At 60.3% G+C, this 22,884-nt stretch carries 22 protein-coding genes; 9 read left to right on the plus strand and 13 right to left on the minus strand.

The window, feature by feature from the left end; genetic code table 11:
* Positions 1-35 precede the first annotated feature (35 nt).
* Positions 36-941, plus strand: a complete 906-nt coding sequence (locus tag PPTH39_RS10105) for a LysR family transcriptional regulator (protein WP_095027038.1) — start codon at positions 36-38, stop codon at positions 939-941.
* Positions 942-1,328: 387 nt separating this feature from the next.
* Here the strand turns inward: PPTH39_RS10105 and PPTH39_RS10110 are convergent, their stop codons facing one another.
* Positions 1,329-2,210 (minus strand): helix-turn-helix domain-containing protein, encoded by an 882-nt coding sequence (locus PPTH39_RS10110; protein WP_095019411.1) that lies wholly within the window; start codon positions 2,208-2,210, stop codon positions 1,329-1,331.
* 173 nt (positions 2,211-2,383) lie between these two features.
* Between PPTH39_RS10110 and pobA the strand changes: the two genes are divergently transcribed.
* Both pobA and PPTH39_RS10120 read left to right on the plus strand, forming a co-directional pair.
* Complete coding sequence (pobA, locus tag PPTH39_RS10115) at positions 2,384-3,568, plus strand: 4-hydroxybenzoate 3-monooxygenase (protein ID WP_095003052.1); 1,185 nt, start codon at positions 2,384-2,386, stop codon at positions 3,566-3,568.
* A 57-nt stretch (positions 3,569-3,625) separates the two neighbouring features.
* Positions 3,626-5,143, plus strand: a complete 1,518-nt coding sequence (locus PPTH39_RS10120) for an MDR family MFS transporter (protein WP_095019413.1) — start codon at positions 3,626-3,628, stop codon at positions 5,141-5,143.
* A gap of 49 nt (positions 5,144-5,192) precedes the next feature.
* Here PPTH39_RS10120 and PPTH39_RS10125 read toward each other — a convergent pair whose 3' ends face one another.
* From PPTH39_RS10125 to PPTH39_RS10135, 3 genes are all read right to left on the minus strand, one after another.
* Complete coding sequence (locus PPTH39_RS10125) at positions 5,193-6,527, minus strand: sigma-54-dependent transcriptional regulator (RefSeq protein ID WP_130871930.1); 1,335 nt, start codon at positions 6,525-6,527, stop codon at positions 5,193-5,195.
* A 3-nt stretch (positions 6,528-6,530) separates the two neighbouring features.
* Positions 6,531-8,285, minus strand: a complete 1,755-nt coding sequence (locus PPTH39_RS10130) for an ATP-binding protein (protein ID WP_130871931.1) — start codon at positions 8,283-8,285, stop codon at positions 6,531-6,533.
* Positions 8,286-8,358: 73 nt separating this feature from the next.
* Positions 8,359-9,084 (minus strand): 4'-phosphopantetheinyl transferase family protein, encoded by a 726-nt coding sequence (locus PPTH39_RS10135; RefSeq protein WP_095024303.1) that lies wholly within the window; start codon positions 9,082-9,084, stop codon positions 8,359-8,361.
* Positions 9,085-9,216: 132 nt separating this feature from the next.
* Between PPTH39_RS10135 and PPTH39_RS10140 the strand changes: the two genes are divergently transcribed.
* From PPTH39_RS10140 to PPTH39_RS10150, 3 genes are all read left to right on the plus strand, one after another.
* On the plus strand, positions 9,217-9,894 hold the full coding sequence (locus tag PPTH39_RS10140) for a response regulator (protein ID WP_016779832.1): 678 nt from the start codon (positions 9,217-9,219) through the stop codon (positions 9,892-9,894).
* On the plus strand, positions 9,891-11,237 hold the full coding sequence (locus PPTH39_RS10145) for an ATP-binding protein (protein WP_130871932.1): 1,347 nt from the start codon (positions 9,891-9,893) through the stop codon (positions 11,235-11,237). The genes PPTH39_RS10140 and PPTH39_RS10145 overlap by 4 nt, the downstream gene beginning before the upstream one ends.
* A gap of 323 nt (positions 11,238-11,560) precedes the next feature.
* Positions 11,561-12,895, plus strand: coding sequence for a dicarboxylate/amino acid:cation symporter (locus PPTH39_RS10150; protein ID WP_095003057.1), 1,335 nt, complete (start codon positions 11,561-11,563; stop codon positions 12,893-12,895).
* Positions 12,896-12,945: 50 nt separating this feature from the next.
* Here the strand turns inward: PPTH39_RS10150 and PPTH39_RS10155 are convergent, their stop codons facing one another.
* Together PPTH39_RS10155 and PPTH39_RS10160 are read right to left on the minus strand one after the other, a co-directional pair.
* Complete coding sequence (locus tag PPTH39_RS10155; RefSeq protein WP_095019416.1) at positions 12,946-13,440, minus strand: SprT family zinc-dependent metalloprotease; 495 nt, start codon at positions 13,438-13,440, stop codon at positions 12,946-12,948.
* A 145-nt stretch (positions 13,441-13,585) separates the two neighbouring features.
* The gene (locus tag PPTH39_RS10160; protein ID WP_095003059.1) at positions 13,586-14,188 is read right to left on the minus strand and encodes a Yip1 family protein; all 603 of its coding nucleotides are present in this window, start codon (positions 14,186-14,188) and stop codon (positions 13,586-13,588) included.
* Positions 14,189-14,456: 268 nt separating this feature from the next.
* Between PPTH39_RS10160 and ttcA the strand changes: the two genes are divergently transcribed.
* Entirely contained in the window at positions 14,457-15,281 is an 825-nt protein-coding gene (gene ttcA / locus PPTH39_RS10165; protein WP_095003060.1) for a tRNA 2-thiocytidine(32) synthetase TtcA, read from the plus strand.
* 19 nt (positions 15,282-15,300) lie between these two features.
* Entirely contained in the window at positions 15,301-15,972 is a 672-nt protein-coding gene (locus PPTH39_RS10170) for a DNA-3-methyladenine glycosylase I (protein WP_095020929.1), read from the plus strand.
* An 81-nt stretch (positions 15,973-16,053) separates the two neighbouring features.
* Here the strand turns inward: PPTH39_RS10170 and PPTH39_RS10175 are convergent, their stop codons facing one another.
* Genes PPTH39_RS10175 through arsC form a run of 3 tightly spaced genes read right to left on the minus strand, consistent with a single transcriptional unit; the run spans position 16,054 to position 17,409 of the window.
* Complete coding sequence (locus PPTH39_RS10175) at positions 16,054-16,461, minus strand: DUF2069 domain-containing protein (protein ID WP_095003062.1); 408 nt, start codon at positions 16,459-16,461, stop codon at positions 16,054-16,056.
* Complete coding sequence (gene wrbA / locus PPTH39_RS10180; protein WP_095003063.1) at positions 16,454-17,059, minus strand: NAD(P)H:quinone oxidoreductase; 606 nt, start codon at positions 17,057-17,059, stop codon at positions 16,454-16,456. Before wrbA ends, PPTH39_RS10175 begins: the two co-directional genes overlap by 8 nt.
* Positions 17,056-17,409: an arsenate reductase (glutaredoxin) gene (gene arsC / locus PPTH39_RS10185; protein ID WP_130871933.1), complete on the minus strand. Its 354-nt coding sequence runs from the start codon at positions 17,407-17,409 to the stop codon at positions 17,056-17,058. The genes wrbA and arsC overlap by 4 nt, the downstream gene beginning before the upstream one ends.
* A gap of 126 nt (positions 17,410-17,535) precedes the next feature.
* Between arsC and PPTH39_RS10190 the strand changes: the two genes are divergently transcribed.
* Positions 17,536-18,000 carry a TlpA family protein disulfide reductase gene (locus PPTH39_RS10190; protein ID WP_095003065.1) on the plus strand — a complete coding sequence of 155 codons (465 nt, stop codon included), beginning with the start codon at positions 17,536-17,538 and terminating at the stop codon, positions 17,998-18,000.
* Between the two features lie 86 nt (positions 18,001-18,086).
* Here PPTH39_RS10190 and PPTH39_RS10195 read toward each other — a convergent pair whose 3' ends face one another.
* The 4 genes from PPTH39_RS10195 to PPTH39_RS10210 form a co-directional block, all read right to left on the minus strand.
* Entirely contained in the window at positions 18,087-18,491 is a 405-nt protein-coding gene (locus PPTH39_RS10195; protein WP_095003066.1) for an META domain-containing protein, read from the minus strand.
* A complete protein-coding gene (locus PPTH39_RS10200; protein ID WP_095003067.1) occupies positions 18,488-18,925 on the minus strand; it encodes a hypothetical protein in 438 nt (145 codons plus the stop codon). Before PPTH39_RS10200 ends, PPTH39_RS10195 begins: the two co-directional genes overlap by 4 nt.
* Before the next feature lie 51 nt (positions 18,926-18,976).
* Positions 18,977-19,966, minus strand: coding sequence for a 2-hydroxyacid dehydrogenase (locus PPTH39_RS10205; protein ID WP_095003068.1), 990 nt, complete (start codon positions 19,964-19,966; stop codon positions 18,977-18,979).
* 134 nt (positions 19,967-20,100) lie between these two features.
* On the minus strand, positions 20,101-22,866 hold the full coding sequence (locus PPTH39_RS10210; protein WP_095003069.1) for a response regulator: 2,766 nt from the start codon (positions 22,864-22,866) through the stop codon (positions 20,101-20,103).
* Positions 22,867-22,884 lie beyond the last annotated feature (18 nt).

Genomic DNA, 22,884 nt, shown 5'->3' on the forward strand with positions numbered 1-22,884 from the left:
CTTGAACATAGTTTGTTTCAGATATCGGGCAGATCATGGATCGTCTTATTGCAATGCGGGTGTTTGTCACCGTCGTCGACCTCGGTAGCCAGTCTGCGGCAGCCGACCACCTGGATCTGTCGCGCCCCGTGGTGTCGCGTTACCTGGCCGAACTTGAAGAGTGGGTGGGCGCACGCCTGATGCACCGCACCACGCGCAAGCTGAGTCTGACGGCAGCGGGCAATGAAACCCTGCCGCGCTGCCGGCAGTTGCTGGAACTGGCCGACGACATGCAGGCCGCGGTGGATGTGCCCAGTGATGCACCGCGGGGGCTGTTGCGCATCAGCGTCAGCACCTCGTTCGGCCAGGCGCAATTGGCGGCGGCAGTCACCAACTACGTACGGCTTTACCCCCAGGTCAGCATCGACCTGCAGATGCTCGATCGTACCGTGAACCTGGTGGATGAACGCATCGACCTGGCAATTCGTACCAGCAATGACCTGGATCCGAGCTTGATTGCCCGCAAGCTGACCGTTTGTCGCTCGGTGCTGTGCGCATCCCCGGCCTATTTACGCCAACACTCGGCGCCGCAGCAGGTCGATGACCTTAGTGGGCACAACTGCCTGACCCATTCCTACTACGGCAAGAGCATGTGGCATTTCACCTGCGAGGGTGAGGAGGTGTCGGTACCGGTGCAGGGCAATATCAGCGCCAATGAAGCCAGCACCCTGTTGAGTGCCACACTGGCTGGCGCGGGAATTTCGCTGCTGCCCAGCTATCAGGCCGGGGTGTTTGTACAGCGCGGTGAGCTGGTGCGCCTGTTGCCCGAAGCAGAACCGCGCCTGATGAACATCTACGCGGTGTACGCCTCACGTAAACATATGCCGGCCACGCTGCGCAGCATGCTCGACTTCCTCGCCGAGCGCTTTACCGACGAACCGGTGTGGGATAAATATCTATAGATACGCTGTTGCAGATCAAGCCCTATTGTGGGAGCGAGCCTGCTCGCTCCCACAAGTGCAGTTTCCCCTCGCTGCAGCGGCTACAGGAATTACATGTCTAGTCCATTTGAAGGATGAAATCGGGCACGACCACTCGTACAACTGGCATGGCAAGAACCTGTGTCTGAACTAGCCTCAAAGCTGTGACGTCAAGGGAGCCAATGCCATGACTACCAAAACAAAAACAACATGTATGACTGTTTTTATCGTTTTCGCTGCCGCTGTCCTGTTTGCTAGCGCTTGCTACCGCGCCGAGCAAACCCGCCAGGCAGCCGGATTGATCGCCAGTTGCAATGGCGCGCACTGCAATGCCATGTTCAGCGCTCTGAGGTAGGATGCCCCGGAGTGTCAGGGCGGGCTGATTATGTCAGTCCGCCCGGTTCGAAAAGTACTGGGTGATGTCCCACTCAGGCGTCGGAAAAACCGCGCAAAGTACGCCGGATCTGCAAAACCCAGGCTATCAGCCACTTCGCTGATGGTCATCGGTGTATAAATCAAATGACGCTTGGCCTCCAATAACAACCGCTGGTGAATGATCTGCAACGCCGACTGTCCCGCCAGCTCGCGGCAGATGCTGTTCAAGTGCGCCACTGAAATCCCCACCTGATGTGCCAACTGCTCAACACTGGGCTGCTGGCGAAACTGCGCCTCGACCCGTTGATTGAACAGGCCCAGATACTCGTGCCCCCGTGGTAGCAACTGTCGCGCCTCACGCCGCTGGAGCACCTGGCGTGCCACCCACACCAACAGCACGCTGACCAGCGACTGCAGCAGCATTTCGCGGGCAGGGCGTACGCTGTCGTATTCGCTTTGCAGCTCACTGAACAGGTTGTTGAGGTAATCACTGTCCTTGCCTGCGGGGTAACTGGCGACCCGCTGCAACAGACTGATGTTGTCGCCCAGCTGGGCTTGCAACTGCGCCACCAACGGCGCGGCCAGGGTCAGGACAAAGCCTTCTACGTTGGGCGAAAACTCAAACCCGTGTACGCACAAAGGCGGGATAACCTGAACCGCCGATTGCTCCAGGATATGGCGCTGCCCCTCGACCTCAACCTGCGCCCGACCCTGGTGGACATAGAGCAACTGGCACAGGTCGGCGTGCCTGTGCGGGCGGATCTCCCAATCGTGGACGCGGCTGCGCAGCGATATGGTTTCGCAGTGCAGCAGATCGGGGCCGAGCCGGTCTTGCTGCTCGCCATAAAGCTTGAACACCGGGACTGAAGGAATCATTGGCGTCGTACCTGTTGTCGTATCGTCGGCCGATAATCGCACTGATTGGCGAAAAGTACCGGTAATCCCAGGGTTATCACCTTCAATTGCTGCTCTCGCAAGCGAAAAATACAGGCACTAACCTATAAGAATCTACTCACCCCTTGGGGTCGAGTCTGCGAGAGACAACAATAATGAGAACTCAAGTCGCTATTATCGGTGCCGGTCCTTCAGGGCTGCTGCTTGGCCAACTGCTGCACAACGCCGGGATTGATAACGTCATTATCGAGCGCCAGACCGGCGAATATGTCCTCGGGCGGATTCGCGCCGGGGTGCTGGAGCAGGGCATGGTCGACCTGTTGCGCCAGGCCGGTGTCAGCCAGCGCATGGACGCCGAAGGGTTGGTGCATGCGGGCTTTGAGCTGGCGCTGGATGATCGCCAGGTGCATATCGACCTCAAGGGCCTGACCGGCGGCAAGACCGTGATGGTCTATGGCCAGACCGAAGTCACCCGCGACCTGATGGACGCTCGCGAGGCCGTCGGCGCACAAACCCTTTACAGCGCCAGCAACGTCCAGCCCCACGATATGAAAACCGATACGCCTTATGTCACCTTCGATAAAGAGGGCGAAAGCTGGCGCCTGGACTGCGATTACATTGCGGGCTGCGATGGTTTTCACGGGGTGGCGCGCCAGTCGATTCCGAGTGATGTACTGAAAATTTTCGAACGGGTGTATCCCTTCGGCTGGCTCGGTGTATTGGCCGACACTCCACCGGTCAATGACGAACTGGTGTATGCCCGCCACGAGCGCGGTTTTGCCCTGTGCAGTCAGCGCTCGGCCAGCCGTAGCCGTTATTACCTGCAGGTTCCTGCTGGGGAGAAGGTCGAGGACTGGTCCGACCAGCGCTTCTGGGACGAGCTGAAAACCCGCCTGCCCACGGCCCTGGCCGAACGCCTGGTGACCGGGCCTTCCCTCGAGAAAAGTATCGCGCCGCTACGCAGTTTTGTCGTTGAGCCGATGCAGTACGGGCGCCTGTTTCTGCTGGGGGATGCCGCTCATATCGTGCCGCCGACCGGGGCCAAGGGTTTGAACCTGGCGGCCAGCGATGTCAGCACCCTGTTCACTATGTTGTGCAAGGTCTACACCGAGGGCCGCACGGACTTGCTGGAGCGCTATTCCGAGGTGTGCCTGCGGCGTATCTGGAAGGCCGAGCGCTTCTCGTGGTGGATGACCTCGATGTTGCACCGTTTTCCGGACAGCGACGGCTTCAGCCAGCGCATTACTGACAGCGAGCTGGCGTATTTCGTCGACTCCGAGGCAGGCCGCACCACCATTGCAGAAAATTACGTCGGGCTCCCTTACGAAGCTATCGAATAGGATCCTATCGAGTACACTGAGGGCCATCCGATACAAGCTTCGCCTACAGGTGTTCACGTGACCAGTCTGAACCAGCCTCCCCAGGCCAAACCGGCCATTCGCAGCATTTTGATTGCCCTGATGCTGGCGATTTTTCTGGGGGCGCTGGATCAGACCATCGTCGCCGTCTCCATGCCCGCCATTTCCGCCCAGTTCAAGGATGTCAGCCAGCTGGCGTGGGTGATTTCCGGCTATATGGTGGCCATGACCGTGGCGGTGCCGATCTACGGCAAGCTCGGTGACCTGTACGGGCGCCGCCGCCTGATGCTGTTCGGCATGGGCCTGTTTACCCTGGCTTCGCTGTTTTGCGGGCTGGCACAGAACATGGAGCAGTTGGTGCTGGCGCGGATCATTCAGGGCATTGGCGCCGGCGGGATGATTTCTGTCAGCCAGGCGATCATCGGCGATATCGTCCCGCCCCGTGAACGCGGCCGCTACCAGGGGTACTTCAGCAGCATGTATGCCCTGGCCAGCGTTGCCGGGCCGGTGCTGGGCGGTTATATGACCGAGTACCTGTCATGGCGCTGGGTATTCCTGATCAACCTGCCGCTGGGGCTGGCGGCCTGGTGGATCTCCCACCGTACCCTGGTCGGCCTGCCGGTGCCGCAGCGCAAACCCGTGATTGACTACCTGGGCACTATGTTGATGATCCTGGGCCTGACTTCACTGCTGTTGAGCATCACCTTTATCGGTCAGGGCCAAAGCTGGCATGACCAACAGGTCGCAGGCTTTCTGGTGGTGGCGCTGATCGCCCTGGCGCTGTTTGTCTGGCATGAACGGCGCACGCCAGAGCCGTTGCTGCCCATGCACCTGTTTGCCAACCGCCATGCGGTGCTGTGCTGGTGCACGGTATTTTTCACCAGTTTTCAGGCTATTTCGCTGATTGTGTTGATGCCGCTGCGCTATCAGAGCATCACTGGCGCCGGTGCCGACAGCGCGGCCCTGCACCTGTTGCCGCTGGCCATCGGGTTGCCGATGGGGGCTTATTTTGCCGGTCGCATGACTTCGGTAACCGGGCGCTACAAACCGATGATCTTGAGCGGGGCGGCGCTGATGCCCCTGTCCATTTTGGGCATGGCATTCAGCCCGCCCGGCGCCGAGTTGTTGAGCGGGGTGTTTATGCTGTTCAGCGGGATAGCTTCCGGCATGCAGTTCCCGACGTCGCTGGTGGGCGCGCAGAACTCGGTGCAACAGCATGATATTGGCGTGGCGACCAGCACCACCAACCTGTTTCGTGCCCTGGGCGGGGCGATGGGGGTGGCCTTGATGTCGGCCCTGCTGCTGGCATTGCTGCATGACTCGTTACCGGTACCGGTCATGGGCCAGCCGCTGATTGGCGAAGGCAGCTCGGGCAATGTACTGCTCGACAGTCTGAGCGCGGTTCAGGGGCCGGCGCTGCAAAGCCTGAGAGCAGAACTGCTGCTGACCTTCCGTCATCTGTTGAGCATCAGTGCGGCAGTGTCATTGCTGGGGCTGGCGGCGGCGCTGGCGATGCCCGACCAGGTACTGCGCGGGCGTGAGGACAAGGCGCGCTAGGGCTGAACAAAAGCCCCGCGTCCCTCTCCCGAAAGGCCAGGGGGGTGGTTTATTCGGCACTTAAAAATGCTTCACGCGCCAACCCGTGGCGTTGCATTTTCTCATTCAGGGTACGTCGCGGCAGCTGCAGCTCATTGAGCACTGCCTTGATATCACCTTTATGCCGGGTCAGCGCCGCGCGCAGGCACTGCGCCTCGAAGGCTTCCTGTTGCGCCACCAGTGATTGCCCCGTGTCGGTGTCGGGCAATTGCGGCTCGCCCAAACCCAGCACATCCCGCTCGGCTACGTTGGCCAGCTCGCGCACATTGCCTGGCCAGGCATGGCTGAGCAGACGCGACAGCTGCGGGCCGCTCAGCACTTGTGCACTGCGCCCCAGGCGTTCAGCGGCATTGCGTGAAAAGGCGTCGTACAACAAGGGAATATCCTCGCGCCGCTCACGCAGCGGCGCCAGGCGTAATTCGGCCACGGTCAGGCGATAGGCCAGGTCTTCACGAAAGCGTCCGGCGCGGGCTTCGTCGAGCAGGTCGGGTTTGGTGGCGGCAACCACCCGCAAGTTCACGTTGATGCTCTGGTTGGAGCCCAGACGCTCGAGTTTTTGCTCCTGCAGCACTCGCAGCAGTTTGGCTTGCTGGGCCAGTGGCATGCTTTCGATTTCATCCAGAAACAAGGTGCCACCATCGGCGTACTCCAGCTTGCCGATGCGCTTGCCCTGGGCGCCGGTAAAGGCGCCGCTTTCATGGCCGAACAATTCGGCTTCAAACAGTTGCTCGGGGATTGCCGAGCAGTTGAGGGCCACAAAGGGCTTGTCGGCACGTGGGCCAAAATCATGCAGGCAGCGGGCGACCAGCTCCTTGCCGCTGCCGGTCTCGCCGCGAATCAACACATTGACGGGCAGAGGCGCCAGTTCCAGGACCTGACGGCGCAAGGTCTGCAAGCTGCGCGATACCCCAAGCAGGCGCCCGTCGATCTGCTCACGCAGGTCTGCCTGCTCATGCAAGCGGCGGTTTTCCAGTACCAGTTGGCGCTTTTCCAGCGCGCGGCGCAGGCTGCTGAGCAGGGCTTCGGGGCTGAAGGGCTTTTCCAGAAAGTCGTAGGCACCATCACGCATGGCCTCCACGGCCATGGGTACATCGCCATGGCCGGTCAGCAAGATCACCGGCAAATCCGCGTCCAGTTGCTGCAACCGGGTCAGCAGGGCCAGGCCGCCCATGCCCGGCATGCGCACATCGCTGACAATCACTCCGGCAAAATGCGCAGGCAACCGGTGCAGACAGTCTTCGGCGTTGTTGAAAAGCTGCACATCAAAGCCGCTCAAGCTCAGCCACTGTTCGACGGCATTGCGAATACTGGCCTCATCATCGACCACGATCACCGAGTTGAGCATGTCTCAAGATTCCTGTGCGATGGGCAGTGTCAGCGTGAATTGCGCGCCATCAACGTGATTGCAAGCAGTCAGGCGACCACCGATTTCATGAACAATGGCGTATGACACCGCCAGGCCCAAGCCTAATCCATCGCCCACGGGTTTGGTGGTGAAGAACGGGTCGAAAATTTTACCCAAATATTCATCGGCAATTCCGCCGCCGCTGTCAGTGACGGTCAGGCGCCACAGTTGCTGGTCGGCTTCGATACGGATCTCAAGGTGTTTACGCGGTTTGTCGCCCATGGCGTCCAGGGCATTGCGCAGCAGGTTGATCAGTACCTGCTCCAGGCGAATTGCGTCGCCACGCACCCAGGCCGGACGCTGCAGATTGACGCGCAAGTCGATCTGTTCGTCCTTCAGGCGCGGCTCCAGCAGTTGCAGGGACTGATCCACCACATTAGCCAGATCCAGTTTTTCACGCAGGCCGCTGGGGCTTTGCCTTGCGTAGGTTTTCAGGTGGCCGGTGAGGGCGGCCATACGTGTGAGCATCTGCTCCAGGGGTTCCAGGGCTTTGTAGGCGTCATCGATACGACCGTGATCGAGCAACAGGCGCAAGGTCGCCAGCTGCATGCGCTGGGCGGTGAGGGGCTGGTTGATTTCATGGGCCAGCGCCGCTGACATTTGCCCCAGCGCCGCCAGTTTGGCGGATTGCACCAGGCCATCCTGGGCGGTGCGCAGATCCCGGGTACGGGCCTCGACCAGTTGTTCAAGTTCTGCCCGATTGCGCTGGCGCAAACGGGCGAGCCGCCAGCGCTGGAGTAAAAACAGCCCCAGAAATACCAGCGTCAGCCACAGGCCGATTGCCGCCAGGGCGGCATTGCGGCTGTCTTCGGCCGGTATTGCCGGGCGACGCAGCAAGTGCAGCGTCCAGCCCTCGATGTTCAGGGGTTGCGAGCCCCACAGGTAGTCGGCCTGGCCCTGCGGGCCATTGACGCGGCTCAGGTAGCTGTTGTCACCAAAACTGTGCAAGGTCTGCGAGGTCATCAGCGTTAGCGGTTGCTTGTCGTATTGTCGCGTCACGCTGATGGCGCTGCGGTCGCGGTCGTTCAGCTCGCGCAGGTGGCGATAGCGCCAGCCGGGCTGATTGGCAATAAATACAATGCCCCGGTTGTCACTGACCAGCAGCGTGTCGCTGCCGTGGCTCCACTCGCGCTCCAGTTCCGGAAACTCCAGTTTGACCACCATGGCGCCCATAAACCGGCCGTCGGCACCCTGTACCGCGCTGGACATAAAGTAACCCGGTATGCCGCTGGTTACGCCCACGGCATAAAAGCTGCCGGTACCCTGGCTGCGTGTCTGGCTGAAATACGGGCGGAACGCGTAGTTGTGACCGACGTAACTATTGGACGTGTTCCAGTTGCTGGCGGCTACTGCCAGGCCGGTGCTGTCGAGCAACTCCAGTGTCGAAGATTGTGCTGCACCGTTGATACGTTCCAGCTTGCGGTTGAGCAGCGCCTGCACCTGCGGCGTCATGGGGTGCGCCAGTGCGTCCGACAACTCCGGGTCCAGTGCCAGTACGGCTGGCAGGGCGCGATAGCGTTCGATCACCGTGTACAGCGAATTGGCATACAGGCTCAATTGTTCAGGCCCGCGCCTGGCGCTCTCTTCCAGTGCGTGCTGTTTGGCCTGACGCATCGCCCAGCCGCCAGCCAGAATGGCTCCGGCCAGGATCAACAGGCAATACAGCGCCAGACGCAGGGCGCGAGACGTCACAGGCATGGTGGCAAACCGTTCGAACAGGGGCGCGCACGATAGCATGGCGGGCGTATCCCGCGGCCACAGGGCAACGGGGTCAGGCTTTTATCGCCACCACGCTGAGCAGTTGCCCGTCCAGCAGGCAAAACTGCGCATCCAGCTCACTGCCATGTTGCCACTCAGGTGACAAGTCGGTGAGCAGACGCAGGCGTACATGCCCTTGGGGGGTCCAGTTCAACACTTCGGCGTGTTCAAAGTAGAAGCGTTTTTGCACCAGCGGGTATAGCGCCTTGAACAGGCTTTCCTTGACCGAAAACGTCAAGGTGACCAGCAGCGCAATCTGATCTGCAGGCCCGGCGGCCATACGCACAAGCTCATCGGGAGTAAGGATTTCCTTGGCCAGGCGCCTGGCGCGTTCGAGACTGAGCAGGGTTTCCAGGTCGATACCCAGGGCCTGCCAGTCACGTTTAAAGGCTACCAGTGCCCCGGCGCGGCCGTTGCTGTGGGTGATGGCGCCGCTGATATGGTCTGGCCACACGGGCGCGCGGTCTTCACCCAGGGCGGGAGCCACGCAAGTGCCATCCAGTTGCCGCAGCGCTGCGCGGGCGCACAGGCGCCCGGCCAGAAATTCGGCTTGGCGTTTGGCCACTGAGCGTTGAATACTCGCAGGCATATCGATTGCACTGCGGGCAAAGTCGTCGTCTTCAAGCTGTGCCGGGATAAAGTCTGTGCTCAGCCACACACTGGCGGGCAGGACCTCTGGCAAGGGCCAGTCGTCACGCAATGGCGTGCAGCAGGCAGGCAGGGCGGGGAGTCGGTTCATGCCGGGCATTGTGCCGGGGCTTGGCCCGGCTGTGCAATTGTTCAGAGTATGTTCAGGGCACACAACTTACTGTGTGGCTAGGCTGTATGGGACACACGTCCTTCGAGACGCGGATTGGCTTGGGAGAGCGCGATGAAATTGCTGGTGGTTGAAGATGAGGCGTTGCTGCGCCATCACTTGCAAACCCGTCTGACAGAAAGTGGCCATGTGGTCGAAGCGGTGGCCAATGCCGAAGAGGCGCTGTACCAGACCGAACAGTTCAATCATGACCTGGCGATGATTGACCTGGGTTTGCCGGGGCTCGGTGGCCTGGAACTGATTCGCCAGTTGCGTGCCCGGGGCAAGACGTTTCCGATCCTGATTCTCACCGCCCGTGGCAATTGGCAGGACAAGGTCGAAGGGCTGGCAGCGGGCGCTGACGACTATGTGGTCAAGCCCTTTCAGTTCGAAGAGCTGGATGCGCGGCTCAATGCCTTGCTGCGCCGCTCCAGTGGCTTTACCCAGCCGACGATAGTGGCGGGGGCGCTGGTGCTGGACATCAACCGCAAGCAGGCGGTGCTCGACGGCGAGCCGCTGGCGCTGACCGCTTATGAATACCGGATTCTTGAATACCTGATGCGCCATCACCAGCAAGTGGTGGCCAAGGACCGACTGATGGAACAGCTGTACCCGGATGACGAGGAGCGTGATCCGAATGTGATCGAGGTGCTGGTCGGGCGCCTGCGACGCAAGCTGGAGGGGGCAAACGGCTTTAAGCCAATCGATACGGTGCGCGGCCTGGGGTACTTGTTTACTGAGCGCTGCCGATGATTCGTTCGCTTCGCGTTCGATTGATGCTGGCGGCAACCCTGTTGGCCGTGTTGTTTATGCTGGCGCTGTTGCCGGCGATGCAGGGAGCGTTCAGTCTGGCGCTCAAGGACGCCATAGAGCAGCGCCTGGCGTCAGATGTCACCACGCTGATTTCAGCGGCAAAGATGGAAAAGAACCGCCTCAAGATGCCGGCGTTGCTGCCCGATGAGCAGTTCGATCTGCCGGACAGTCGCCTGCTGGGTTATATCTATGACCGCGACGGGCACCTGGTGTGGCGCTCGCGGGCCACTCAGGAAGAAACCATCAATTACCGGCCGCGCTATGACGGGCGCGGCAACGAGTTTGCAAGTATTCGCGAAGATAACGGCGAAGAGTTTTTTGTCTACGACGTTGAGGTCAAGTTGCTCGGTGGCAAAAGTGCTGCCTTCAGCTTTGTCGCCCTGCAACCGATGCGCGAATACAACCGCACACTGGAAGGCCTGCGGGAAAATCTTTATCTGGGGTTCGGCGCAGCTTTGATTGTGCTGCTGGCATTGCTATGGATTGGTCTGACGTGGGGGTTACGTGCCTTGCGACGTTTGAGTCAGGAACTGGATGAAATCGAAACCGGCGAGCGCGACAGCCTCAGCGAGCAGCACCCGCGTGAGCTGCTGCGCCTGACCGGCTCGTTGAACCGCTTGCTGCAAAGCGAGCGCGAACAGCGCTCACGTTATCGCGATTCTCTTGATGACCTGGCCCACAGCCTGAAAACCCCGCTGGCGGTATTGCAGGGCGTGAGCGAAAGCATGGCCCAGCGCCCGGCTGACCGTGAACAGGCCTGGGTCCTGCAAAGCCAGATCGAGCGCATGAACCAGCAAATCGGCTATCAGTTGCAGCGTGCCAGCTTGCGCAAGAGTGGTCTGGTACGTCACCAGGTCGAGCTGCTGCCGGTGGTACAGAGCTTGTGCCATACGCTGGACAAGGTCTATCGCGACAAGGGGGTCAAGGTCAGCTACGACATCCCTGAGCTGAGCCATGTGCCGATCGAGCAGAATGCCTTGTTGGAATTACTGGGCAACTTGCTGGAAAACGCCTACAGGCTGTGCTTGAGCCAGGTACGTATCAGCCTGCACCGTAACGTTCACGGCATTGAGGTCTGCGTCGAAGATGACGGTCCTGGAGTGCCGCCGGATCAGCGTGCGCGCATCCTGCAGCGCGGCGAACGGCTTGACCGCCAGCATCCGGGGCAGGGCATTGGTCTTGCGGTGGTCAAGGACATCATTGAAAGCTATGACGCCACCTTGACCCTGGAAGATTCCTCGTTGGGCGGCGCGGCGTTCAGGATTTATTTCCCGGCGGGCTAATCGACGAACCCTGGTAGCTGCTACGGGAGTACGTGGGGTTCAGGCGGATATCCGCCACCTTCTGCGTTTCAACACGCCCAATGGGCGGAATCCCGCCAAACCCTGACCTGCAAAATATATAAGAATTTTCCTTCAAACTCAGGCGCCATGGGCTATTGCGCGGCATTTGCGCAATGTGGCCCACGGCTTGCATTAAGTGCGAGAGGGCTGCCGTAAGAGCAGCCCCAAAAACAAATCCCTCCAAGTACAGGAGGGTTCGCGCTTTAGGTGTCACCAGTCTCAGACGGAATGATGATTGAGTGATGCACTTGAGGAACTTTGCAATGACGACTCGTCAGCCACTGTACAAATCCCTGTATGTGCAAGTAATCGTAGCGATCGCTATCGGTATCTTGTTGGGCCATTACTACCCGGAAACCGGTGTTGCCCTCAAGCCGTTGGGTGATGGCTTTATCAAACTGATCAAGATGGTCATCGCGCCCATTATTTTCTGTACGGTGGTGAGCGGTATTGCCGGCATGCAGAGCATGAAATCGGTCGGCAAAACCGGCGGCTATGCCTTGCTCTACTTCGAAGTCGTGTCGACTATCGCGCTGTTGATCGGCCTGGTCGTGGTTAACGTGGTTCAGCCTGGCGCAGGCATGCATATTGACGTGTCGACCCTGGATGCCAGCAAAATTGCCGGTTACGTGTCGGCAGGTGCAGACCAGAGCATCGTAGGCTTTATCCTCAACGTGATCCCGTCGACCATTGTTGGCGCCTTCGCCAATGGCGATATCCTGCAAGTGCTGATGTTCTCGGTGATTTTCGGTTTCGCCCTGCATCGCCTGGGTGCCTACGGCAAGCCGGTACTGGACTTTATCGATCGCTTCGCTCACGTGATGTTCAATATCATCAACATGATCATGAAGCTGGCGCCCCTCGGTGCGCTGGGCGCGATGGCCTTCACCATCGGCGCTTACGGCGTAGGCTCGCTGGTTCAGCTGGGTCAGTTGATGATCTGCTTCTACATCACTTGCGTGCTGTTCGTGCTGATCGTGCTGGGCGGTATTGCCCGCGCTCACGGTTTCAGCGTTTTGAAGCTGATCCGCTACATCCGTGAAGAGCTGCTGATCGTACTGGGTACGTCCTCGTCGGAATCGGCCCTGCCACGCATGCTGGTGAAAATGGAGCGCCTGGGCGCGAAGAAATCGGTAGTGGGTCTGGTGATCCCGACCGGTTACTCGTTCAACCTCGACGGTACTTCGATCTACCTGACCATGGCGGCCGTGTTTATCGCCCAGGCGACTGACACCCATATGGATATCACCCATCAGATCACTCTGTTGCTGGTGCTGTTGCTGTCGTCCAAAGGTGCTGCTGGCGTCACCGGTAGTGGTTTTATCGTACTGGCGGCAACCCTGTCGGCTGTAGGGCACTTGCCGGTAGCCGGTCTGGCGCTGATCCTGGGTATCGACCGCTTCATGTCCGAAGCCCGCGCCCTGACCAACCTGATCGGTAACGCGGTAGCAACCCTGGTGGTGGCCAAGTGGGTCAAGGAACTGGACACCGACACCCTGCAAACCGAGCTGAACTCTGGCGGCCGTCCGCTGGAGGATACCCGTCCGCAAGATGATCTGGGTGTGGCTGAAGGCCCGGCCCCGGTGTTGCTCAAGTAAATTTGAGTACATAAAAAAACCCGTCTTCGGACGGGTTTTTTTATGCCTGCTTATTCGACCCGGGTCAGGCCGCTGAACACCAGGGGGTTGCGGCAGCGTCGACACAGGTAGCCGCGGCCTTGTTTGACCAAAGCGTGACGCTGGGCCGAGAACGGGAAGTCGCTGTCAGGGCAGGGGCAACGGTAGATATAGCGGGTGGCGCTGCGACGCTTGATGGCGTAGGTATGACAGCGATTGGGCGGCAGTTCGTACACCCCGCGCATGATTAATTGCCATTCTTCGCCGTGGGGCGAGATGCGCTCGCCAAACAGTTGATGGGCAACCAGGTGCGCCACTTCATGGGGGACGGTCTGCTTGAGGAAGTCTTCGCTGTTTTCACGGTACAGCTGCGGGTTGAAGCGCAGCAGGTTTTCATGCAAATGGGCGACCCCGGCTTTTTGCCCGCGCAGTTTGAAACTGACGACGGGGCGTTTGAAGGGGCGTTTGAAAAACACTTCGGCCTGTTGGAAACAGTCTTCGACGCGGGTATTGAGCAGCTCGGGCATGCGGTTCGGTTCTCCAGAGCCGGCGATTATGCCGCAAGCGCTGGGGTTGCGAACCTGTTGGCGCCCAATGGTCTTCATGAGCCCGTGGAAGCGAGCCTGATCGCGAACAGCAATCACGAGCAGGTTCGCTTCCACGGGTTGTGGCCTAGTTGGTGTAGATCGGCCCGACGCCCAGGCCCCAGACGATCACGGTGAAGGCCATGATCGCCACCAGCACCACCAGGCCCACCGCCAGCACCGAGCTGGAAAACAGGAAGCCTTCGTCCGGGTCGATGCTCATAAAGGTAGGCAGGCCCACGTACAGCAGGTACACCGTGTAGCAAATGGCAGCGGTGCCCACCATCATGCCCAGCCACATATGCGGATACAGCGCCGCCAGCCCGCCGATAAACAGCGGGGTGGCCGTGTAGGTGGCAAAGGCCACGCATCGCGGCAGGCTGGGTTGTGCATCGTAGGTACGGGCCATCCAGTGAATGAATGCGCCCATCACGGCCACGCCCACCAGCATGGCGGCGTAGGACAGCAGGGTCATCCACAGGGCGCTGTCCAGAGTCAGCATCACCGGCGCGCGGTTACCGATTACCCAGCCCACCTGGGTAGTGCCAATAAATGCAGAAATGGCTGGAATCGCTGCCAGAATTAACGTGTGCGTGAAATACATATGGCCGATGCTTTCTTCGGCATCACCACGGATTTCGCGCCACTCTTTATCGGGGTGGGTGAAAAGGCCCACAACGTGATGGATCATGGCTGTCGCTCCTGTATAAGACGCATCGCCCCCAGTGGGACGCGTGCCGGTCGCGCAGCCAGAACGTATTGAGAAGCAGACAGGCGTGCGGCCTTGATGACAAGTATAGGAAACCTGCCGCCCCATAACCTCGGCTCCTTAGAGCTTATTGTGCTGTCAGAGGCGGTCTTATCGCATTGGCGTCTTTAGGCAGGCAAGGGGTTCGTTGACCGGGTATTTTTCGGTAAAATCCCCGGCTTTTGGTCTTAACTCGCGGAATTGAAGCGCTATGGGCACTCACTCGGTCTCTCAAATCAAACTCCAGAAACGCCTGCGTCGATTGACCGGTGAGGCAATTGCCGATTTCAACATGATCGAGCATGGCGACAAGGTGATGGTCTGCCTGTCGGGCGGCAAGGACAGCTACACCCTGCTTGATGTGTTGCTGCACCTGCAGAAAGTCGCGCCGATCCAGTTCGAGATCGTGGCCGTGAACATGGACCAGAAGCAGCCGGGTTTCCCCGAGGACGTGCTGCCGGCTTATCTAAAGTCGCTGGGTGTGGAATACCACATCGTTGAAAAAGACACTTACTCGGTGGTCAAGGAGCTGATCCCCGAAGGCAAGACCACCTGCTCGCTGTGTTCGCGCCTGCGTCGCGGCACCCTGTACACCTTTGCCGATGAAATCGGTGCGACCAAGATGGCACTTGGGCATCATCGCGATGATATCGTCGAAACCTTCTTCCTCAACATGTTCTTCAATGGCAGCCTCAAGGCGATGCCGCCCAAGCTGCGCTCCGATGACGGGCGCAATGTGGTGATTCGTCCGCTGGCGTACTGCAACGAGAAGGATATCCAGGCCTATTCCGACTGGCAGCAGTTCCCGATCATCCCGTGCAACCTCTGTGGCTCCCAGGAGAACCTGCAGCGCCAGGTGGTCAAGGACATGCTCCAGGAGTGGGACCGCAAGACGCCGGGCCGCACCGAGAGTATCTTTCGCAGCCTGCAGAACGTGATCCCGTCGCAGTTGGCGGACCGTAACCTGTTTGATTTCGCGAGCCTGAAGATCGACGAAAGCGCAACGCCGCGTTTCGTCAACCTGCTCAATCTGTAAATTGCCGAGAGGAGAGGGCATGCGCGACTACAAATGGCTGCACGAATACTGTCTGAACCGCTTTGGTTCGTCAGCCGCACTTGAAGCCCAATTGCCTGTCCCGAGAACTGCGGAACAGTTGCGCCATATCAGCGATGATCGCTACCTGTCGACCCTGGCCCTGCGGGTGTTCCGTGCCGGGCTCAAACACAGTGTGGTTGATGCCAAGTGGCCGGTATTTGAAGAGGTTTTTTTCGGTTTCGACCCGGAGAAAGTCGTGCTGATGGGTGCCGAGCATCTGGAGCGGTTGATGCAGGATGCGCGGATCATTCGCCATCTGGGCAAGCTTAAAAGCGTGCCACGCAATGCCCAGATGGTGCTCGACATTGCCCACGAGTACGGCAGTTTTGGCGCGTTTATCGCCCAGTGGCCAGTGACTGATATCGTCGGTTTGTGGAAGTACCTGGCCAAGCATGGGCATCAGTTGGGTGGTTTGTCGGCTCCACGCTTTTTACGCATGGTTGGCAAGGACACCTTTGTGCCAAGTTATGACGTGGTGGCCGCGCTGAACGCGCAGAAGCTGGTGGACAAGGCACCCACCAGCCTGCGTGACCTGGCGATTGTGCAGAACGCCTTCAACCAGTGGCACGCCGAAAGTGGCCGGCCGATGTGCCAGCTGTCACAGATGCTGGCGTTTACGGTGAATCACTAAGCCGCCGAGCAACTTCAATTGTGGGAGCGAGCCTGCTCGCGAAGGCCGTTCGCGAGCAAGCCCGCTCCCACAACAGCTGCATCACTCGCCGCTCAGGCGTCGATCCAGTTGGTAGCGCCAGCGCACAAACAGCAATGCACTGACAAATACCGCCACGCTGGCGGCGATCTCCAGCAGGCCGAACACCTGGCGGTTCGGGTCGAATGCCGCCAGCGCGCCCTTGATCAGGTACAGGTTGACCACATAGCAGGTGAACGAGTGCCCACGGGGGCTGCCCATCAGCATGCCGGGTACCACAAACATCAAGGGCACCAGTTCGATCAGCAGGATCACCCACGGGCGCGCGCCGTGCAGGTTGGCAAACATCAGGTAATAAACACACAGCAGGGCGATCAGGCCAAAGAAGCACGCCAGGCTCACTACCCGCATCAGCCTTACCCGCGGCTGCAGCCACTCGATGGGCGGCAGCACTTTTGGCTTTTTAGCCACGGTTGCTCTCCAGTTTGCGGGCAATGGTGGCCAAACGCTGACCCAAGGCCCGGCACAGGGCGATTTCGTGCTCGTCCAGCCCGCGCTTGCCGTCGGCACCTGCGTGATGGCTCGGGCCATAGGGCGTTCCGCCTGCCGTGGTGTGCAGCAGGGCCGATTCGCTGTAGGGCAGGCCGGTGACCAGCATGCCGTGGTGCATCAGTGGCAGCAGCATCGACAGCAAGGTACTTTCCTGGCCGCCATGCAGGCTGGCAGTGGAGGTGAACACACCGGCCGGCTTGCCCACCAGCGCGCCGGTCAGCCACAGGTTGCTGGTGCCATCCAGGAAGTACTTGAGCGGTGCGGCCATGTTGCCGAAACGCGTCGGGCTGCCCAGGGCCAGCCCCGAGCAGTTTTTCAGGTCGTCGAGGCTGGCGTACATCGCGCCTTCGTCCGGAATGGCCGGGGCCACGGCTTCACATTCGGCAGAAATGGCCGGCACTGTGCGCAGGCGCGCCTCGAGGCCGCCCTGTTCGATGCCTCGGGCAATTTGCCGGGCCATTTCGCTGGTCGAACCGTTGCGGCTGTAGAACAGAACCAGAATATAAGGCGCACTCACGACAGGATCTCCAGGACTTTTTCCGGTGGGCGACCAATCACGGCTTTGTCGCCTGCGACCAGGATCGGCCGCTCGATCAACTTGGGATGTGCAGCCATGACGTCGATCAGCTGCGCGTCAGTGAGACCGCTGTCTGCCAGGTTGAGGGCCTTGTACTCGTCTTCGCCGCTGCGCAGCAATTGCCGTGCGCTGATGTTCAGCTTGGCCAGCAGGTCGCGCAGTTGGGCGGCGCTCAGCGGCGTTTCGAGGTAGCGCACCACGGTAGGGGTCAGGCCGCGGGCTTCGAGGAGTTCGAGCGCACCGCGGGATTTCGAGCAGCGCGGGTTGTGATAAAGCGTCAGATCGGTCATGTGCGGGTCGCATCTTGCGTAAGGTGGCGGCTATTCTACCTGCCTGACGGGCGCGCCTGAACCGTATGCGGTAAATGGCCGCTCGCTGATGTATTTTTGTATGTATTTACCGGGAAGGATCAACGCATGTTTAAGCGACTCATGGCAGCAGTTACCGTCTGCGCCACATTATTGCTGGCCGGCTGCGGAAATGATTATGGGGTCGATCAGCACGGACAGAAGATCGCCTCGGAGCGTCTGGACAAGCAATGGAAGGTCATCAACTACTGGGCCGAGTGGTGTGGCCCGTGTCGTATCGAGATTCCTGAACTCAACTCGCTGGAAAAACAGCTTCAGGGGCAGTCGGTGGGAGTGTTCGGGGTCAACTACGATGGTTTGCAGGGCAAGGAGCTGAGCGACGCGAGTACCGCGCTGGGCATCACCTTTACCGTGCTGGCGCAGGATCCGGCGGAGGTGTTCGATTTGCCACGCAGCGAAGCCTTGCCGGTGACTTATATCCTGGATGAGAAAGGCAAGGTGCGGGCGACCTTGATGGGCGAGCAGACCGCGGCCGGTGTGTTGGCGAAGATCAAGGAATTGAGAGGGGCCTGAGTCGAAGCCATCGCGAACAAACCCGCTCCCACAGGCTGGCACCAGTCTGTGGGAGCGGGCTTGCTCGTGATTCAAGCGCCGCGGTATCAGCCTTCTTCAGGCCAAAGCCGCAGCGGCTTGCCCTGTTCAGGCCAGAATCGCACCTGCTCGATCGGCGATATGTCCCAGCGCTGTACGGTCTGCAAGGCCTCGAAGAATCGCTGCTCCTGCTCCATCAACGCCGGCGCACAGGCCTTGCGGGTACTGCCTACGCCACCAAAGGTCAGCTTGTCGCCGTCGAGGGTGTAAGGTGCGAACCAATGGTTGCAACCGCCACTGCCATAGGCCCGGCCAGCATCGTCCAGGGTGACGGTCAGGTGGCTGTTGTCGATCAGCGGTCGTTCGCCGATCCACTCCAGCACGTAGGTGTGGTTTTGCTGCAACTTCACCGGATCACCCGCACACCCCGTCAGGCTTGCTCCCAGCACGGCCAGCAGGATCAAGCGTTTCATTGCGCGGCCTTTTGGCATTGCGGGCACAGGTGCTTGCTGCCTTCAGTGCTCCAGCCCAGCTCGGCAATCCGCGCCGTGGCTGCGGGCTTTTGCGCCTTGGTGCCGAGTTTGGCGTCGACTGCGAACTCGAACTTCAGCTCTTTGGCGCAAGCATCGCAGTTGACCTGCCATTCATGAATCGCCAATTCGCCGAACACCGGCCCTTTGGTGACGGCAACCCACTGGCCACGCGGGTTGATCAGGTGGCGCACCTTGTCGACGCTCAAACGCATGGACAAGGTCTTGCTGCCCTTGAGGGACACAATCAGCACGTCACCGGCTTGAATCGAGCCGCCGTTGCCGGTGACTTGATACAGGCCCGGCGCCAGAGCGCGGCATTCAATCAGGGTGTGCTGCGGGTTAAGCAGGCTGTAGCGGAAATCGTGTTCGACCATGGGTCCTCCAAGTAAGTCGCTATGCTAGCACGCAGGCATCAAAGTCCAGACTCAACCTTCGATCAGGTTTTGCGCCGTACCGTTTCTCCAGGCTGCGATATTGCTCAAGGTCGTGCTGGCAATTGCATTCAGCGCCTCGCGGGTCAGAAACGCCTGATGGGCCGTGATGATCACATTGGGGAAGGTCAGCAGCCGGGCCAGCACGTCATCCTGCAAGGGCAGGTCGGAGCGGTCCTCGAAGAACAGTTGGGCCTCTTCTTCGTACACATCCAGCCCAAGATAGCCCAATTGGCCACTTTTCAGCGCCTCAATCAGCGCCGGCGTGTCGACCAGCGCCCCCCGTCCGGTGTTGATCAGCATGGCGCCGTGCATGAGGGTGGCCAGGCTGGTGGCGTTGATCAGGTGCTTGTTGTCTGCGGTCAACGGGCAGTGCAGGGAAATGATATGCGAACCGGCCAGCAGTTCGGGCAGGCTGACGTAGCGAGCGCCCAGCGCCAGCAGTTCGGCGTTTGGATAAGGGTCGAAGCACAGCAGCTTGCAGCCGAAACCGGCCATGATCTTGCCGAATGTGGCGCCGATCTGGCCGGTGCCCACCACGCCCACGGTCTTGCCCACCAGATCGAAACCGGTCAGCCCGTGCAGAGTGAAGTCGCCTTCGCGGGTGCGGTTGTAGGCGCGGTGCAAGCGGCGGTTGAGCGCCAGGATAAGGGCCACGGCATGTTCGGCGACGGCGTGGGGGGAGTACGCGGGTACGCGCACCACACTCAGGCCCAGGCGTTTGGCGGCGGGCAGATCCACATGGTTGTAGCCGGCCGAGCGCAGGGCGATCAGGCGGGTGCGGCCAGCAGCCAGTTGCTCCAGCACCGGAGCGCTGAGGTCGTCGTTGATAAACGGACAGATCACTTCGTAGTCATGGGCCAGTGCTACGGTGTCCAGGGTCAGGCGCGCGGGCTGGAAATGCAGTTCGTTACCGTCGTCTTGTGCGGCCGCGATGAAACTGTCGCGGTCGTAGGTCTGGCTGCTGAAAAGAATCGTGCGCATGGGGTCTTCCTTGGTCTGTAACTACAAATCGGCTTTTGTGGGAGCGGGCTTGCTCGCGATGGCATCACGGCGGTTTACCTGACATACCGCGCCGCCCGAATCGCGAGCAAGCCCGCTCCCACACCATGATTTTGCTATGCCGTACTCCGTGCCTCTTTGGCCAAACGGGTGATGGCCAGGTCCAGTTCGTCGAGGGCGGCATCGGCGTTGGGGCTGGTTTGCTTGAGCAGGGTCTCGCTGCGCTGGCAGGCCGCACGCAATTGCGGTACGCCGCAGTAGCGGGTTGCGCCGTGCAAGCGGTGGACGCGTTCGATCAACGCGTTGTTGTCTCTGGCCTCACGGGCCTGGCGGATAGCGTCGCGGTCGGCTTCCAGCGAAGCCAGCAGCATGGCCAGCATGTCGATGGCCAGATCCGCCTTGCCTGCCGCCAGTCGCAGCCCCTCATCGTGGTCGAGGACGAGCAGTTGCGTGGTGTGACGGGCCGGTTCGTGCGAGTTGTCGCTGGCCTGATTGCGCAAGGCCAAGCCCGTCCACTTCAACACCACTTGGGCCAACTGCCGTTCGCTGATCGGTTTGGTCAGGTAGTCGTCCATGCCGCTTTGCAGCAAGGCGCGTTTTTCGTTGGCCATGGCGTGGGCTGTGAGTGCAACGATCGGCAGCGGCGTACAGTGGCGCTCGCTTTCCCACTGGCGCAGGACTTCGGTGGTCTCGCGCCCGTCCATGCCGGGCATTTGCACATCCATCAGCACCAGATCGAAATCGTGTGCCTTGACCGCATCAATGGCGGCATAACCGCTGTCCGCTGCAGTCACCTTAGCGCCCATACCTTCAAGCAGGGTTTGCACCAGCAGCAGATTGGCCGGGTTGTCATCCACACACAGAATGCGCGGCGCGCGGCTGGCCAGCGGTTCGCCGGGTTCGCTGCGGGTTTGTCGCGGGCTGACCAGGTCGGCCAGGGCCCGACGCAGTTTGCGGGTGCAGGCGGGTTTGGCCTGGAGCTGGCTGTGGGGGTTGTCCACCACCGCGTTGAACAGGCCCTGCTCGGTGGTCGGGCACAGAACCAGTACCTTGCAACCCAGGTGCTCGAGATCCCATATGTGCTGGTTGAGACGCTCTGGCGGGGTGTCATTGGCCGTTACGCCCAGAACTGCCAGATCAATAGCCTGGGCGGTCTGGTGAGCGCCGGTCACACAATTGGTGAGGTTTTCCAGAGTAGTGCAGGGCGTGACTTCCAGGCCGCAGTCTTCCAGTTGATGGTGCAGGGCCTGGCGGGCCAAGTCGTGTTTTTCCAGGATGGCTACGCGCCGGCCCAGCAGCGGCGCGCCGGGCAAGTCTTCGACATCATCGCGAGCCTTGGGCAGCCTGACGCTGATCCAGAACACCGAGCCTTCGCCAGGGGTGCTTTCAACGCCGATTTCGCCGCCCATCTGTTCGACCAGTCGCTTGGAAATCACCAGCCCCAACCCGGTGCCGCCGGGCTGGCGAGACAGTGAGTTGTCAGCCTGGCTGAAAGCCTGGAACAGGGCGCGGATATCCTGGGCGGTCAGGCCGATGCCGGTGTCCTGCACGCTGATGCGCAGTTGCACACTGCCGTCGGTTTCATTTTCGTCCTGGTCTTCAAGCATGGCCCGCACCGCGATAGTGCCCTCGCGGGTGAACTTGATGGCGTTGTTGATCAGGTTGGTGAGGATTTGCTTGAGCCGCAGCGGGTCGCCGATCAGCGACAGCGGGGTGTCGCGATACACCAGGCTGACCAGTTCCAGGCCCTTGTCGTGGGCCGAAGGGGCGAGGATGGTCAGGGTGTCTTGCAGCAGGTCGCGCAAATTGAACGGAATGCTGTCGAGCACCAGCTTGCCGGCTTCGATTTTCGAAAAATCGAGAATCTCGTTGATGATGCCCAGCAGGTTGTCGGCCGATTTTTCGATGGTGTTCAGGTAGTCGAACTGGCGCGGGGTCAACTCGCTTTTTTGCAGCAGGTGGGTAAAACCGAGGATACCGTTGAGCGGGGTGCGGATTTCGTGGCTCATGTTGGCCAGAAACTCGGACTTTATACGGCTGGCCTCCAGGGCTTCCTTGCGGGCCAGATCGAGTTCAAGGTTCTGGATTTCGATGGTTTCGAGATTCTGGCGCACGTCTTCGGTGGCCTGGTCGACGCTGTGCTGCAGTTCTTCCTGGGCATTGTGCAGGGTTTCGGCCATGCGGTTGATGCCCGAGGCCAGTTCGTCAAGTTCGTGGCTGCCCAGTGGCGGCAGGCGGGTTTCCAGATGTCCGTCCTTGAGCTGGGCCACGGCTTGTTTGATTTGCCCCAGCGGTGCGTTGATGGTGCGGCTCATGCGCAAGGCCAGCAGGGTGGTCAGCACCAGCCCGGTGACGATCAGCAACAGGCTGGCAAACAGGTTGCGATAGCTGCGCAGCAGCATGCCGTTATGGGACAGCTCCAGTTCGACCCAGCCCAGCAGGCGATGGGCTTCGTTAGGGATCACATCCCCGGCCAGGTTGCGATGGCGGCCAAATACGGGCAATAAATAGCGCGTGGCATCGTTGTCGGTGCGCTGTTGCAGATGGGTACTGCTGCCCAGTGGAGCCTGATTGAGCATGATCGGCCCGGCATGGGCCAGCGGTTCGTGGTTGGCGTTGAGGAACGCCACGGCGCGCACATCCTGTTGTTCCAGAGATTCGGTGGCGATACGGGCCAGCAATGCGGTGTCGTGGCGCCCCATGGCGGGGGCGACCAGGGGGGCGAGTTGTTCGGCGATCATTTCCCCGCGCTGCAACAGTTGCGATTGCAGTTCGGACTGTTGCAGCCAGGTGAAATAGCCGCCGAGCACGCTTGCCATCAAACTGACGGGCAATAGCGTTAACAGCAATACGCGGCCTTTGATACCGAGGTTTTTAAGCACACAACTCTCCAGCCCTGC

Source organism: Pseudomonas bubulae (genome assembly GCF_900618535.1).
GTDB lineage: Bacteria > Pseudomonadota > Gammaproteobacteria > Pseudomonadales > Pseudomonadaceae > Aquipseudomonas > Aquipseudomonas bubulae.